General features: G+C 65.6%; 9 protein-coding genes, 1 tRNA gene and 1 pseudogene. 2 read left to right on the top strand and 9 right to left on the bottom strand.

The window, feature by feature from the left end; all coding sequences use genetic code 11:
* Positions 1 to 148: 148 nt before the first annotated feature.
* From KG104_RS05050 to KG104_RS05020, 7 genes are all read right to left on the bottom strand, one after another.
* Positions 149 to 2,839 (bottom strand): LuxR family transcriptional regulator, encoded by a 2,691-nt coding sequence (locus KG104_RS05050; protein ID WP_207347449.1) that lies wholly within the window; start codon positions 2,837 to 2,839, stop codon positions 149 to 151.
* 27 nt (positions 2,840 to 2,866) lie between these two features.
* Complete coding sequence (locus KG104_RS05045; RefSeq protein WP_337925808.1) at positions 2,867 to 5,494, bottom strand: helix-turn-helix transcriptional regulator; 2,628 nt, start codon at positions 5,492 to 5,494, stop codon at positions 2,867 to 2,869.
* A 540-nt stretch (positions 5,495 to 6,034) separates the two neighbouring features.
* Complete coding sequence (gene pth, locus KG104_RS05040; RefSeq protein WP_207347447.1) at positions 6,035 to 6,619, bottom strand: aminoacyl-tRNA hydrolase; 585 nt, start codon at positions 6,617 to 6,619, stop codon at positions 6,035 to 6,037.
* A 66-nt stretch (positions 6,620 to 6,685) separates the two neighbouring features.
* Positions 6,686 to 7,294, bottom strand: a complete 609-nt coding sequence (locus KG104_RS05035; RefSeq protein ID WP_104055216.1) for a 50S ribosomal protein L25/general stress protein Ctc — start codon at positions 7,292 to 7,294, stop codon at positions 6,686 to 6,688.
* Positions 7,295 to 7,587: 293 nt separating this feature from the next.
* A complete protein-coding gene (locus KG104_RS05030; RefSeq protein WP_104055215.1) occupies positions 7,588 to 8,571 on the bottom strand; it encodes a ribose-phosphate diphosphokinase in 984 nt (327 codons plus the stop codon).
* Positions 8,571 to 10,088, bottom strand: a complete 1,518-nt coding sequence (gene glmU, locus KG104_RS05025; RefSeq protein WP_207347642.1) for a bifunctional UDP-N-acetylglucosamine diphosphorylase/glucosamine-1-phosphate N-acetyltransferase GlmU — start codon at positions 10,086 to 10,088, stop codon at positions 8,571 to 8,573. Before glmU ends, KG104_RS05030 begins: the two co-directional genes overlap by 1 nt.
* Before the next feature lie 83 nt (positions 10,089 to 10,171).
* A tRNA-Gln gene (locus KG104_RS05020) sits at positions 10,172 to 10,243 on the bottom strand.
* Between the two features lie 178 nt (positions 10,244 to 10,421).
* Between KG104_RS05020 and KG104_RS18305 the strand changes: the two are divergent.
* Both KG104_RS18305 and KG104_RS18300 read left to right on the top strand, forming a co-directional pair.
* Positions 10,422 to 11,009 (top strand): annotated as a pseudogene (locus KG104_RS18305) (TetR/AcrR family transcriptional regulator); the annotation flags it as partial.
* 3 nt (positions 11,010 to 11,012) lie between these two features.
* On the top strand, positions 11,013 to 11,450 hold the full coding sequence (locus KG104_RS18300; protein ID WP_237685473.1) for an NUDIX hydrolase: 438 nt from the start codon (positions 11,013 to 11,015) through the stop codon (positions 11,448 to 11,450).
* Positions 11,451 to 11,555: 105 nt separating this feature from the next.
* Here KG104_RS18300 and KG104_RS05010 read toward each other — a convergent pair whose 3' ends face one another.
* Both KG104_RS05010 and KG104_RS05005 read right to left on the bottom strand, forming a co-directional pair.
* The gene (locus KG104_RS05010; RefSeq protein ID WP_207347446.1) at positions 11,556 to 13,421 is read right to left on the bottom strand and encodes an ABC-F family ATP-binding cassette domain-containing protein; all 1,866 of its coding nucleotides are present in this window, start codon (positions 13,419 to 13,421) and stop codon (positions 11,556 to 11,558) included.
* Between the two features lie 49 nt (positions 13,422 to 13,470).
* Positions 13,471 to 14,451: a 4-(cytidine 5'-diphospho)-2-C-methyl-D-erythritol kinase gene (locus KG104_RS05005; protein WP_207347445.1), complete on the bottom strand. Its 981-nt coding sequence runs from the start codon at positions 14,449 to 14,451 to the stop codon at positions 13,471 to 13,473.
* Between the last annotated feature and the right edge of the window lie 29 nt (positions 14,452 to 14,480).

The raw sequence follows: 14,480 nt of genomic DNA, 5'->3' as shown, positions 1-14,480 counted from the left end.
GGGGCCTCATTGGCCCCGGACAACAATTGCTCACCAAGGATCACGGCCAGATTAAGTCACGGGGCTGAACCCTGCACGGGTAAGGCATACCCGAATAGCGGTCCCTGACCGCTTGGATTTACTGCCAGGCCACATACGGAGTACTGGGTCAGGCCGAGCCGTCCCGGGCCAGAAGCTCCTGTTTCAGCTCTTCCCGCTTGCTGATTCCAAGTTTTTCGAAGGTCCGGTAGATATGTCCTTCAACTGTTCGCACGGAAAGGAAAAGCCGCTCGGCTATTTCCGCGTTACGGTAGCCCTGCATCACCAGCGCTGCGACGTCGCGTTCCCGGCGGGTCAGCAGTGGAATCCCGGCCTTGGTCCTTGACCCCGTCCCCCCACGCTGCTTGCTGAGGACCCGCTGGACGCGCTGGAGCAGAGCGTGGTCGCCTCTGGCCTTGGCAATCCGGTGCGCTGCGGCGGTGCATTGACCGGCCAGACGCTCCCAGCCCGGTTCCACGGGATCGGATCCCATCAGGAGCAGCTCATCGGCGTCGTCGTCCAGGATTGCCCGGGCGAAACGGCCCAGGACCGATGCCTGCGGTCCCTCAAAATCCTCTGCGATTTTCTGCAAACGGTTGAGCCCCTCCATGTCGCCGAGGGACAGGGACAGGAACCGCAGTTCCAGCTCAACGGAAACAAACCCGGCGTTCTCCGCCTCATCGGCGAGCTCGCTGAGCGTCTTCGCCGCCTGCCGCTCCGGGGACAGGATCGAGCGGGCTGCCGTCTCGTAGCCCTTCGCCAGTAAACGGTACGTTGCGGCTCCCCGGGGTTTACGGGAATCAGCGTCGGCAAGCAGTTCTTCAGCGAGGATCGGCTGCCCGCTCGAGGCTGCGACGAAGGCGCCAAGCCCCAGGGCGAGAGTCAGCAGTCCTTCCGAATCGCTGGTGCGCAGCCCCTCGACGGCGGCGGAGAGACGAACCATCGCCTCCTTAGTGTCGTTTGTCCGCAGGTGCGTGACGGCTTTGGTCAAATCCACGACACCGGCAACGTGGACCAGCGCGCCGAAGACCCCTGAGACGCCGATTTGGATGGTGGAGTGGATTTCATCCCACTTCCCCAGCCAGAGGAGCACCGTCAAATGGCGGTACAGAACAAACTGGTAGTAGGCCATGAAGCGGTGCCCGCCCAGGTCCAGCATCGTGACCGCATCCTGCGAAAGACTGTAGGCGGCCTGGAGCCGGCCGGTTTCGGTCAGGATCTCGGCAAGGAGGGTCTTTGCGATGAGGACCGCTTCGTCGTCGTGCGCCCGCAGCCCTGCAGCGAGGATGGTGCGGAGCTCCTCCTCGGCGGATCCGAACCTGCCCTCGAGTATCCTTCCCGTCAGATCCAGCAGCCGTCCGCCGCGGCGTGATGACAGGATGTCCGCCGCCAGCTCGCTGTCCGCGTTTTCTCCCGCGGACTCTTCGATCCGATCCACGCCGGCAAGCCAATCCGCAGCTATGGCGGACAGCCCGCCGTCATCCGTCTGCTGCAACCGAAAAAGTTCCACCCGGATCAGTATTGCCATCTTGAGCGTGGTGAGGTCCGCAGCGGCGGCACTCACTCCGTCAATCAGTTCACGGGCCGCCTCCGGTTTACCGTCCTGGAAACGGGCGCGGGCGGCCTGAACCCGCGCGGCCATGGCATACGCCGGATCCTTGACGGCGGAAGCCAGCCGAAACGCTGACGAACTGTCGAAGAGGTTGTTGGCACGGTACGCGGCTGCAACCAGACTCGAATCCGGCACATCCGCTCCACAGTCAAGGGACCATGACACCCACCGCAGCAGGTTCTCTCCCGCGTCAGCCCCGGGATCGGAGACAGTGAGCAGCCGCCGGCGCAGGCGCGCACTGCGGGCGGCGGGGACGAGCCGGCGAACAACGTCACCGTACAGCGGATGTTTCAGCTGCAGAAGCCGAACCGGATCCCCGGAAAGGACCACAAGCTTGGCTTCGGTCAGCGAGTCCACCGCGCGGTGCAGGCCCAGGCTGAACGCTGCGGCGGCCGGCAGCGGCTCCGCCAGCGCGATGATCTCCAGCGCGTCCCGTTCCTCGGTGGACAATCCTGACATCTGTGCCCGGAGCAGGTCACCCAGCCGCCCCTCCGGCGGAAGCATCTGTTCATGCAGCAGCCAGACGCCGTGCCGGAACACCAGGCTTTCGGCCCTCACAGTCTCGGCGAGAAGCGCCAGGACCAGCATGGGATTACCGCCGCTGACCCGGGCGAGGTCGGTGCTGGTGCTGGTCAGAACCGGTCCGTCAAGGACCTGGACGCAGAGCTCATGAACCTGGGCCTCGGTCAGCGGGGGCAGGTCGTGCCGGGACAGTACACCCTCCCACACCAAGTTGGACAGCCCGGCGGGAAGACCGGCGATCCGCCGGGTGAGCAGCAGGACACGTATGCGGCCGGAGGCCACCAGCTGCATCACGAGGTCCCCGGACGCCTCATCCAGCGAGTCGGCATCATCCACGATCAGCAGGGGTGCGGTGGCAGATTCGTAGCGGGCATCCGGGAACAACCGGCCCATCAGCGACCGCATCACAGCGAGCGGAGAATCGGTCTCGCGTGGATCCAAATCGGAAATGAGCGGTGCCAGTGCACCGTAGGGAACGGTTGAAAGGGAAGAACTCGTGTGGATGCGATGCACCTCCACCCGGCCCTTCAGTTTTCCGGCAACGGCCGTTGCCAGCGAACTCTTGCCTGTGCCCGCGTCAGCCACCACCACCGCTCCGTGCCCGCCCGGCCGGCGGAGACTCTCCATCACAGCCTCAAGGACCGTATCCCGGCCCACCGGCGGCCGCACGTTAAAGCCCTGTCGCACCAGTCACCCCCTGACTTCCGTACCTGTTCAGCGCTGCCCCAGAACCTCGCCAAGTTCCGAGCGCCCCGAAACGTGCAGCTTGTCGAAGATCTTACCCAGGTGCCAGTCAATGGTGCGCGGTGACAGTTTCAACGCGCCGCTAATCTCCGCCCGCGTGGCCTCTCCTGCCGCACGAAGGGCAATTTCAGCTTCAAACGGCGTCAGGGTCTTCATCCGTTCCGTGATGGTGTTGGATGCGCGGAGTTCGCGGAAGCTCAGATGTTCGAGCCTGAGCGCGTCCCGGGCATGGACCCGGTCTGCGGAGTCCGAACGGCCGTCCAGAAGCCGGAGTGCAGAACGCGCCGCTGTGTTGGCCAGAAGGACGTTGCCCAGTTCAAGGGCGGTCTCCGCCGCTTCCACCAGCAGGGCGGGGTCATTGCCGTCCATGCCGGCGCCAAAGCAGTACAACGCCCGGGCCCAGCGGCCGCTAGCTTGGGCAGCAGCCTCGGCCAGCTCGATTGCTGCTTTTGCATCTCCGTACCGCGTTGCCGCGGCCAGGCATTCCAGGGCCGGCGCCACCATTGACTGGTCCAGGCAACGGCGCGCCATGGAACGCAGTTCGACGCAAAGCCGCTGCGGTTCACCGGCCAGCACCACCTGTACACGCAGCAGCTGTGCCACTGATTCCAGCTGGGCAGTAGGCCGCCACCGATATCCGGCACTGTTTTCGGACAGACGCGCGGCCTCATCCGTGTTTTCCAGCAGAAGGTGTGCGTAGGCAGCCAGTGACTGCGCCGTCGGCAGCAGATCGATGGAATCACGCAGCTGCAGTTGGCTCATGGCCGAAGCCAGCGACCTGAGCGCCTTGTCAGCTCTTCCCGAGAGGGCATGCACCATCCCGGAAGCAATTTCACCCGAGTTGCAGCAGAAAGCACGCGGGCTCCTGCCGTCCACCAGTTCATTTGTCAGCGCCGCGGCACGCGCATACTCGCCGGCCGCGGTGAGGGCCTGAAAAACCCGGACATGCACAGTGTCCAGGATGCTTGGAATGGACACGCCGCGGACATCCTCCATCACGGCATCGAGCAGTGTCATCGCCTGGCCGGCCCGGCCGGAGAGCGCCAGGAACTGTGCCTGCAGGGCACCCGCACCGGCACGGACTACGGGCGGGAGCGCCGGATCCGACCTGATGTCCGCGAGCTCCGGCGGCACATCGGCCAGGCACCCGGAGTCAATGGCCAGGGCGCCGCGCACCATCAGCAGCAGGGCCTCTCTCTTCCGGCGAACAGGTTCCGGTTCATCCGGCAGGACCGCTGCCCGGGCCTTCTCCAGCACTTCCACCGGGTTTCCTCGTCCGAGGAGTCTCAGCAGGAGGACCTGATGGCGGAGAAGATCCGCCCACGAGTCCACGTCTGCGGGGCCTTCCGCCCCAACCAACCTCTGAAGCGACTCCAGTGCATCGCTGTACTCGCCCTGCGCCGTGAGCGCGCGCACCTCCTCCACCACCATGGCCTGGGTACGCTGCCCGGCCTCAACGGACTGGACAAATTGCAGGGCCTGGCCAAAATTCCCCGACGCCGTGGCCAGGCTGGCTGCACGCTGTGCGCTTTGCGGGTCCAAGGTGCCGTCGCATGCCAGGGTCCAGCGGCAAAAACCCGGAAGCGCCGAAGACGGCAGCAGCGCCGGATCAAGGATGGCGGACACTTCCTCCCAGAGCTCGCGGCTTCTTCCCGGGGGTATGCTTGCGGCGATTGCCTCGGCGGAGGTCTCCGGTCCAAGACGGATGGTCCCGGAGGCGGTCACTTCCAGCAGCCGCTCCTCTTCCAGCGTATCCACGGTTTCCGCGGGAACCAGCTGCAGGACAACGGACAACGGCAGCTCACCGGAGAGGGCAAGCAGTTGAATGACGGAGCGCTCCGCCGGGGGACGCCGTTTCAGCCGAACGGTCATCACTTCGGCAACCTGACCTGAAGACACCAGCGGTTCGGCCAGCACCCACACATCGTTCTGCTCCTTCAGGACTCCTTCGTCCGTCTGTTCCCTGGTGAGGAGCGTGATCAGGTGGGGGTTCCCGCCGGTATGCCGCTGCAAGGCACGGGCCGCGGCCGAGGACACCGGCCCCCGCAGGATAGCCTGCATGAGTTCACGGGTGTCATCCAGGTCAAAGGGAGCCAGGTCCACTCGGAGAAGCAGCCCTTCAGTCCAGAGTGCCTGAAACTCGGCAGCTGACCGAAACAGGCTTTCGGCCGTGGCCAGCACAGTGACAACGGAGCGCCGTACCAGTTGGGAGACCACCATGGCGGTCAGTTCGTCCAGGTGCTCCACGCCGTCCAGCAGCAGCAGAATGCGTTTTCCTGCAGCCCGTTTCAGCAACAGCTGTTCAAGTTCCTGCAGCAGGTGGGCGGGACGGGATCCCAGCCCGTCGGGAAGGTCCGAGATCAGCCAGGCCAGAGCGCCGAAAGGCGTCTTGCCGGATTCGCGGCTGCCGCGGATGGTTACCGAATAAAAAGCCGGATCGGCCGCCGCGGCATGAACCAGGACAGTCTTGCCAATGCCCACCGGTCCCACCACAACGGCACCGCCGTGGCCGGCCTGCAGCGCCTCAGCCAGCACTTCAAGCTCTTTTGCCCTGCCAATTAGCGCGCAGTGCGCTACACCAGTATCCTCAAGCAACATATTATTGTCCACGCCCCCGCGGCCCCCCACGACTATTGCAACCGCACACACCGAGTCCGGCGGCAACTAGACTGCCGGCGCCTGAATTTTCAGATCGCTGCGGAAAAAGCGGCGGTTACTGGAGCGACAGTACGCGACATGCCCTGGTTTCGTCTACATACAAAGGCATGAGTTTTGGGCGTGGCGGTTTTATTGGATCGAGACAATCAGCAAAACGGTGGACATCCCTTAAACGCAAAAACCCGGGCGGTAAACGCAAAAACCCGGGCGCCCGGCAGAAAAACTGCCGAACACCCGGATATTCTGTCAAAGGGACCGGCGCCGGGATGGGGGTGGCCCAGTCTCGGAGGCCTCCCGACGCCGGCCCCAGCTAATAGTGCCCGAAGGCATGATTCGATTCTAGGCCCGGGGTATGCCCCCAACAATGGGTGCCGGCCTGTTTGCCCTGACGGGATCAGTACCCGTTTTTGCTGGCCAACTACCTGCTTGGCCGCCCCGCACGTGCGAACACGTGCAAAGAAGACCGAACGCCCGCCGGGATTAGGCCGCTGAGTGGAATTTCTGCTGCGCCGCCGTAAGGCCCTCCGTCAGCAGCAGCTCCACGGCATCCGCCGCGTCGCCAATGAGGAACGGCAGTTCCTTGGCTTCGACTGAGGGAAAATCCTTGAGGACGTAATCCGCGGTGTCCATGCGTCCGAGCGGCCGCCCCACCCCTACGCGGACCCGGTAGTAGTCCTTTGTGCCCAGGGCGCGGCTCATGTCGCGGAGCCCGTTGTGGCCGCCTTCGCCGCCGCCGGACTTCAGTTTGATGGTGTTGAAGGGGATGTCGATCTCGTCGTGCACGGCCACTACGTGGTCTGCCGGAATATCGAAGAACTTGGCCAGCGCCGATACGGGGCCGCCGGAGAGGTTCATGTAGGTCTGGGGTTTTGCCAGGATGACGCGCGGTCCCCCAATGCCCAGCCGGCCCTCCAGGATCTGCGCCCGGGATTTGTGGGACTTGAAGTTCCCGCCCACGCGGGAGGCCAGGTCATCCAGGACCATCTGGCCAATATTGTGCCGGTTGCGGCTGTAGCCGGGCCCGGGGTTACCGAGCCCGACTACAAGCCAGGTGTTGCTGTTCACTGCGGGTACTGCTCCTTCGACAAGAACCGGACGGCTCCGTTGCGGGGAGCGGACCCCGGAGATGAATTAGACCTCTGCGTCAACTTCGGCAGCTGCAACGGCGATCTGCTCATCCGACGGCGCGCCCAGGTCCTGAACGACGGCTTCGGAGATGTTGATGATCATGGTTTCGGGATCCAGCAGCAGCTCAACGCCGGCCGGCAGTTCCAGATCCTTGGCGTAGATGTGCTCGCCGGCGACGCGGCCTTCGATGCTGACCACGATGGTTTCCGGCAGGTTGGTGGCGTCGGCCGAAACCAGAACCGTGTTGGCTTCCTGGTTGTAGACGTCGGTGCCCGGAGCCAGTTCGCCGTCAACGTGGACGCTGACCTCAACCTCAACCTTTTCGCCCTTGCGGACGGTCAGCAGGTCGATGTGCTCGATGATCTGCTTGATCGGGTCGCGCTGGATGTCCTTGGCCAGGGCCAGGTGGGATTCGCCGTCGACGTCGATTTCCAGCAGGGCGTTGGCCGTGCGGACTGCCAGGGTGGTTGCCTTGGCGGGCAGCAGGATGTGCATGACATCTTCGCCGTGGCCGTAGATGACGGCGGGGATCTGGTTGGCAACGCGTGCCTTGCGGGCCGCGCCCTTGCCGAATTCGGTGCGGACGGTTCCTGCGAGCTTCTGCTCAGACATTTCAAACTCCTGATAATGGATGTTCCGTGGTTGCCGGGACGAAGGCGCCGGTATGGGAACAGCGCTGCATCCCGCGGATCAAACGTCCGCGGATGCAGTCAGAAGTTGCCAGCCACCGTCGATAACGGAGTATTGCCCGAATGTATCCGGGCCTCTCCCTCGCCTAGGCATCGCAGTCCATCCTACCAGCAGCACGCTGCCCGTCCGAACCGCGGCCCCAAGGGAGCCGGAGGTTGAACGGGCAGCGCGGATGTTGCAGTGATTAATTTATGAAGCCGCTGTCGCGGAAGGACCTAGGCCTTGCCGTCGAAGAGGCTGGTGACGGAGCCGTCTTCGAAAACTTCCTTGATCGCCCGGGCAATCAGCGGAGCGATCGAGAGGACGGTCAGCTGGTCGAAGCGCTTGGCGGCCGGAATCGGAAGCGTGTTGGTGACCACCACTTCGCGGGCACCGGACTCGGCCAGCGTGCGGGCCGCCGGGTCGGAGAACACGGCGTGCGTCGCAGCGATGATGACGTCCTTTGCACCGGCTTCCTTCAGCACACGCACGGCGCCTGCGATGGTTCCGCCGGTGTCGATCATGTCATCGATGAGCACGCAGGTGCGGCCTTCAACCTGGCCCACAACCTGCTTGGACACAGCCTGGTTGGGCACTGTGAGGTCACGGCTCTTGTGCACGAACGCCAGCGGGGATCCGCCCAGACGTTCGGCCCACTGTTCGGCGACGCGGACGCGGCCTGTGTCCGGAGACACCACGGTGACGTTGGAAACATCCACTCGGGTGCGGATGTAATCGGCCAGCAGCGGAATGGCCATCAGGTGGTCCACGGGGCCGTCAAAGAAGCCCTGGATCTGCGAGGTGTGCAGATCAACGCTCATGATGCGGTCCGCGCCGGCGGTCTTGTACAGGTCAGCCACCAGGCGTGCCGAAATCGGTTCGCGGCCGCGGCCCTTCTTGTCCTGGCGTGCGTACGGGTAGAACGGGGACACAACGGTGATGCGCTTGGCGGAGGCGCGCTTCAGGGCGTCAACCGTGATCAGCTGTTCCATCAGCCAGTTGTTCATGGGCGCCGGGTGGGCCTGGATGACGAAGGCATCAGTGCCGCGGACGCTTTCGCCGGGACGGACATAGATCTCGCCGTTGGCGAAGTCATAGGAAGCCAGCGGCAGCAGGTCCGTGTCGAGACAGCGTGCGATTTCCTCGGCCAGTTCCGGGTGTGCACGGCCGGTGGCAAGGACAAGCTTCTTTTCACCTTGGGCGGTGATCTCGCTGCTCATTAATGATCGCTTTCTCGCGTGGGGGAATCAGTTGTTGAGGAAGAGGCTGTGGAAGCGGTGTCTGCAGCGGCGGCTGCCGCATTGGCTGCGGCGGTGCCCGGACGGTTGGTCAGCACCCAGCCGTCGAGGTTGCGCTGAGGCGCCACGTTGATGGCCAGGGAGCCGGCCGGAACGTCCTTGCGGACCACGGTTCCAGCTCCACTGTACGCGCCGTCGCCCACCGTGACGGGGGCCACATACATATTGTCGCTGCCCATCCGCACGTGTGAACCGATGGTCGTGTGGTGCTTGTTGACGCCGTCGTAGTTCACGAAAACCGAGGCGGCGCCGATGTTGGACTGCTCGCCGATGGTGGCGTCCCCCACATAGGAAAGGTGGGGAACCTTGGACCCGGCACCGATGTCCGCGTTCTTGGTTTCCACGAAGGTGCCGATCTTACCCTTGGCGCCCAGGACGGTGCCCGGTCGCAGGTAGGCGAAGGGTCCGACGTCGGCACCAGCTCCCAGGCGGGCCTCGGAACCGTGGGTGCGGACCACCTTGGCGCCCTCCCCCACCACCACGTTGGTGAGGGTGGTGTCCGGGCCGACGACGGCGTCGCACTCCACCACGGTGGAGCCGTGCAGCTGGGTGCCGGGCAGGATGGTGACGTCCTCGGCGAGCGTGACGCCGGCGTCGATCCACGTGGTGGCGGGGTCAACGACGGTGACGCCGGCCCGCATCCAGCGAACGAGGTTGCGGCGGTTGTGCTCGGCGTTCAGAGCTGCCAGCTGGACGCGGTCATTGGCGCCCTCCACCTGCCAGAAGTCATCGGTGACGACGGCGGCAACGCGGCCGCCTTTCGCCCGGGCCAGGCCGAGCACGTCGGTGAGGTACATCTCACCCTGGGAGTTGTCCGACGTGACCTCGGCCAGGGCGCTGCGCAGCACGGCAGCGTCGAACGCGTAGATGCCGGAGTTGATTTCGGTGATGGCGCGCTGGGCGTCGTCGGCGTCCTTGTGCTCCACGATGGCGGTGACGGTGCCGTCTTCAGCGCGCAGGATCCGGCCGTAGCCGGTGGGATCATCGAGCCGGGCGGTGAGCACGGTGACGGCGTTGGCGTCGATTTGGTGCACGGCCACCAGCTGCCGCAGCGTATCCGCTTCCAGCAGCGGCACGTCTCCGTAGGTCACGACGACGGTGCCCTCCAGCGGCGCGAAGGTGTCCAGTGCGTCCAGCGCCACCTGCACGGCGCGTCCGGTGCCGGGAATGTCATCCTGATCCACGATCACGGCCTGCGGGGCGGCGGCGGCAACGTGCTCTGCCACCCGGTCCCGCTCATGCCGGACCACCACTGCCAGGGCGCGGGGCGCCAGTGCCTGCGCGGCCGCCAGGGCATGGCCCACCATGGACGTTCCGCCAACGGGATGCAGGATTTTGGGTGTCCGGGACTTCATCCGGGTGCCGGCTCCGGCAGCGAGAACTATGACAGCCGCGGGTCCGCCGGTCTCGGCGCTTTCGGTGGATTTTGCATCCTGCATGGTCACGAAGTAGCGCTCCTGGGGGTGGTACGGCCTCGGGGTTTGGAGGGGCGGGCCACCGGACCTGGCCGGTGCTCCTACCGTTCCGCCCATAGGATTCGAACCTATACTCCACGGCTCCAAAGGCCGGGGTGCTGCCATTACACCAGGGCGGAAAATGTACAGGTTGCCCCGCACACAAGAGTTTAGTTTGCCATGTCTGCCGATGTCGGCGCGACTTGGGGCGGCGGAGTGTCACGCAGCGCCGCTTCCGGACACATCCGAACGCGGCCCGGAGACAAGGCTTAGACTGTGGAGGTGGCAAGAAATCCGGCTGGCGGCGCCCGCCTGCGCATGACCGGCGTGCAGCGGCGCGCACAGCTTATTGAGGTGGCCCGGGGGCTGTTTGCCCTGCGGGGGCTCGACGGAGCAACCATCGAGGACATTGCCGCTGCGGCCGGTGTCTCCAAACCGGTGGTGTATGAACACTTCGGGTCCAAAGAGGCGCTCTACACCGAGGTGGTTGAGGCCGAGTTCAACCGGCTGCTCGCCGTCATTACCGAAGCGCTGGGCGCCGACGCCGGTCCGCGGATCCTGATTGAACGTGTTGCCTATGCATTGCTGGACTATATCGAAAATCACACTGACGGTTTCCGCATCCTGGTCCGGGACGCCCCGCCGTCGCAGCCCGAAGGCACCTTTGCCACCCTGCTCTCCCGGGTCACCAGCCATGTGGAGCACATCCTCTCCAAGGAGTTCAGCAACCGCGGCCTCAGCGCCGAGGTGGGCGGCATGTACGCGCAGATGCTGGTGGGCATGGTGGCTATGACCGGCCAGTGGTGGCTGGATGCCCGCACCCCGGACAAGGCAACGGTTGCGGCGCATCTGGTCAACCTGTCCTGGAACGGCCTGACCGGGCTGCAAAAGGATCCCGAACTCCGCCACATGCGCACGGATGACCCGGTGGTCCTCACCCTCTCCGCCGTCCTGGTCCGCGACGCCGGCGGACGGATCCTGCTGGTCCGCAAGCGCGGAACCAGCAAGTTCATGCAACCGGGCGGCAAGCTGGAGCCCGGCGAATCATTCAGCGCTGCGGCGGCCCGGGAAATGCAGGAGGAACTGGGCCTCTCTGTCGCGGAATCCGAGCTGGAAGTCCTGGGCGACTGGTACGGCCCCGCCGCGAACGAGGAAAACACCTTCATTGATGCCGGGTTGTTCGCGTACACGCTGCCGGCGTCCAACGGTGATCCCTCCCGGGAACCCGCAGCCGCTGCCGAAATCGAGGAACTGCTCTGGATGGATCCGGCGCAGGCGCTGGAACGCGAGGACATTTCCCCGCTGCTGCGCGAGCACATCCTGCCGCACATGCTTGCCGGCGCCTGACCGCCGTTTTGGGCATTCCCCTCCGTTTTGGGAACTTACTGCCGGTACGCCCCGGCAGTAAATTCCCAAAACGGTTGCCTTTTTAGCCCTTTTTCGCCCCGAAGGCTAGTCGAGCTTCTCCGACGCCTCGAGCCACTGCATTTCCAGGTCCTCCTGGTCCGCTGCCAGTGACTGCAGCTTCTTGTTCAGCTCGGCCAGCTGTTCAAAGTCCGCTCCGCCGGATTTCTCCGTGGCGGCCGTCATCTGCGCGTTGACCTTTTCCACCTGCTGCTTCAGCTTGGTCATCTGCCGATCGATCCGGGTCAGGTCCTTCTTGGCGATCCGCTTCTCGGCTTCGGAAGAGCCGGAGGCCACCGCCGTCGCCACCCCGCCGCCTGAGCCGGGCCGTGAGGATCCAGCCGCTGCGGCACGCGCCGCCTGCGAGGATCCGCGGGCCGCCGTCGATGCCGAAGAGTTCGCCACCAGAGCCGCGTTGCGCAGCTCAAGGTACTGGTCCACGCCGCCGGGCAGTCCGCGCAGCTTGCCGTCGCCCAGCAGTGCCATCTGGTGGTCGGTGACGCGCTCAAGCAGGTACCGGTCGTGCGAGACCACCACGAGCGTGCCGGGCCAGCCGTCCAGGACGTCCTCCACGGCAGCCAGGGTGTCCGTGTCCAGGTCATTGGTGGGCTCATCGAGCATCAGCACGTTGGGTTCGCCCACGAGCAGGCGCAGCAGCTGCAGCCGGCGGCGCTCACCACCCGACAGTTCCTTCACCGGGGTCCACTGGCGCTGGGCGTTGAAGCCCAGCTGCTCCACCAGCTGGCCGGCGGAGAGTTCGCGGCCGCCCACGCTGAAGACCCGCTTCTCGTTCTCAATGACCTCGATGACGCGCATGTCCGCCACCTCGTCGAGTTCCTTGACTTCCTGGGTCAGCACGGCGGTCTGCACGGTGGTGCCGCGCTTCAGCCGGCCCTTCGTCGGCTCGATTTCGCCGTTGAGCAGACGCAGCAGCGTGGTCTTGCCGGCGCCGTTGATGCCCACCAGGCCGAGCCGCTCCCCCGGCGCCAGGCGCAGGGTGACGTTCTTGAACAGTTCGGTGTCGCCCAGGGTCAGGGACACTTCCTCAAGATCCAGTACGTCCTTGCCCAGGCGGGCGGTGGCCATCTTGTTCAGTGAGAGGGTGTCGCGGGGCTCGGGCACATCCGCAATGAGGTTGTTGGCCGCCTCGATGCGGAACTTGGGCTTGGCGGTGCGGGCCGGAGCGCCGCGGCGCAGCCAGGCCAGTTCCTTCTTGACCAGCTGCTGGCGCTTGCCCTCCACCACGTTGGCCATGCGGTCACGCTCGGCGCGGGCCAGCACATAGGCTGCGTAACCGCCGTCGAACGGATCAATGACGGCATCGTGGACTTCCCACGTACGGGTGCAGATTTCGTCCAGGAACCACCGGTCGTGGGTGACCACCAGCAGGCCGCCGGCGTCGGTGCGCCAGCGGTTCTTCAGGTGCTGGGCCAGCCACGCCACGCCTTCCACATCCAGGTGGTTGGTGGGCTCATCCAGCATGACGACGTCGTCGTCCCCGGTCAGGAGCTTGGCCAGCGCCACGCGGCGTTTCTGTCCGCCGGAGAGGGAGGAGACGGAGGCGTTCCAGTCCACTTCCTGGATCAGTCCGCTCATGACATCGCGGATGCGGGCGTTGGAGGCCCATTCGTAGTCCGCCGCATCGCCAACGATGGCCTGGCCTACGGTCAGGTCCCCGTCGAGCACATCGGACTGGTCCAGGTAACCCACGGTGACGTCGCGGCGGCGGGTGACGCGGCCGTCGTCGGGCGTCTGCCGCTCGGCCAGCAGGCGCATCAGGGTGGACTTGCCGTCACCGTTGCGCCCGACGACGCCAATCCGGTCCCCCTCCTCCAGGCCCAGGGAAACCCCGTCCAGGATGGTGCGGGTGCCAAAGGAAATGCTGAGGTTCTCAGCACCAAGCAGGTGTGCCAATCGGTACTACTTTCTTCCGGGGTTGGAAATGTTGGAAAAGATAAAAAACCTAGCCGGCGACGGCGGAGGCCAGCCGGGCGCCGGAAACCGGCCCCTCGACGGCGAGGGCGCGGTGGCCGGCTGCGCGCAGGGCCGCCGCAAGCTCCGCAGCCGCGGGCGCGTTCTGGGCCAAAAAGGCCACGGTGGGCCCGGAGCCGGAAACCATGCCGGCCAGTGCGCCCAGCCGCTCGCCGGCGCTCAGGACGTCCGCCAGGCCCGGCGCCAGATGCAGCGCGGCCGCCTGCAGGTCATTGGACATAACGGATGCCAGGTCCTGAGCATTCCCGGAGCGCATGGCGGCAAGGATTGCCGGGTCAACTTCCTCCGGTTCCTCTGCCTGCAGCTGGCCCTCCTCGCGGAGGGAATCCAGGGCGCCGTAGACACCCGGGGTGGACAGCCCGAAGTCGGAGGCGACGAGCACCCAGTGCAGGGGCGTCTTGGATATGGCCGGGGTCAGCCGGTCCCCCACACCCAGGCCGACGGCGGTGCCGCCGAGCAGCGAAAAGGGAACGTCAGCGCCGAGCCCGGCGGCGATGCCGGCCAGCTCTTCGCGGGAAAGATGCGTGTTCCACAGGGCGTCACAGGCGACCAGCGCCGCCGCGGCATCGGCCGAGCCTCCGCCCATGCCGCCGGCAACCGGCACCCGCTTGGTGATGTGCAGGTGCACCCCGGTGGGGTTCTCCGCGAAGGCCGCCAGTGCCTGGGCCGCGCGGACCGCGAGGTTATCCGGCCCGAGGGGAATGTCCTTCACGGGGACCTGCAGGGCACCGTCGCTGTCCACGGTGACGGTGATTCCGGGTCCCTCGGTCACCGTGGCCCGGACCTCTTCGAACAGCGAAACGGCCAGATACACGCTGGCGACGCTGTGGTAGCCGTCGGGCCGGAGCGGGCCGACGCGCAGGGATACGTTGATCTTCCCGGGGGCGCGGACGCACACGGACGCCGGGGCTGCCGTGGGGGGCTGTGCGGGTGAAAACTTCGCTGCGCTCATATCTTCCAACTTAGAGGAAGGGCGGGCCG

This window comes from Arthrobacter sunyaminii, from assembly GCF_018866305.1.
In the GTDB taxonomy this organism is placed as follows: Bacteria; Actinomycetota; Actinomycetes; order Actinomycetales; family Micrococcaceae; genus Arthrobacter_B; species Arthrobacter_B sunyaminii.
The sequence above is the reverse complement of the archived record's forward strand: the minus strand, read 5'-3'. Positions and strand labels throughout refer to the sequence as shown.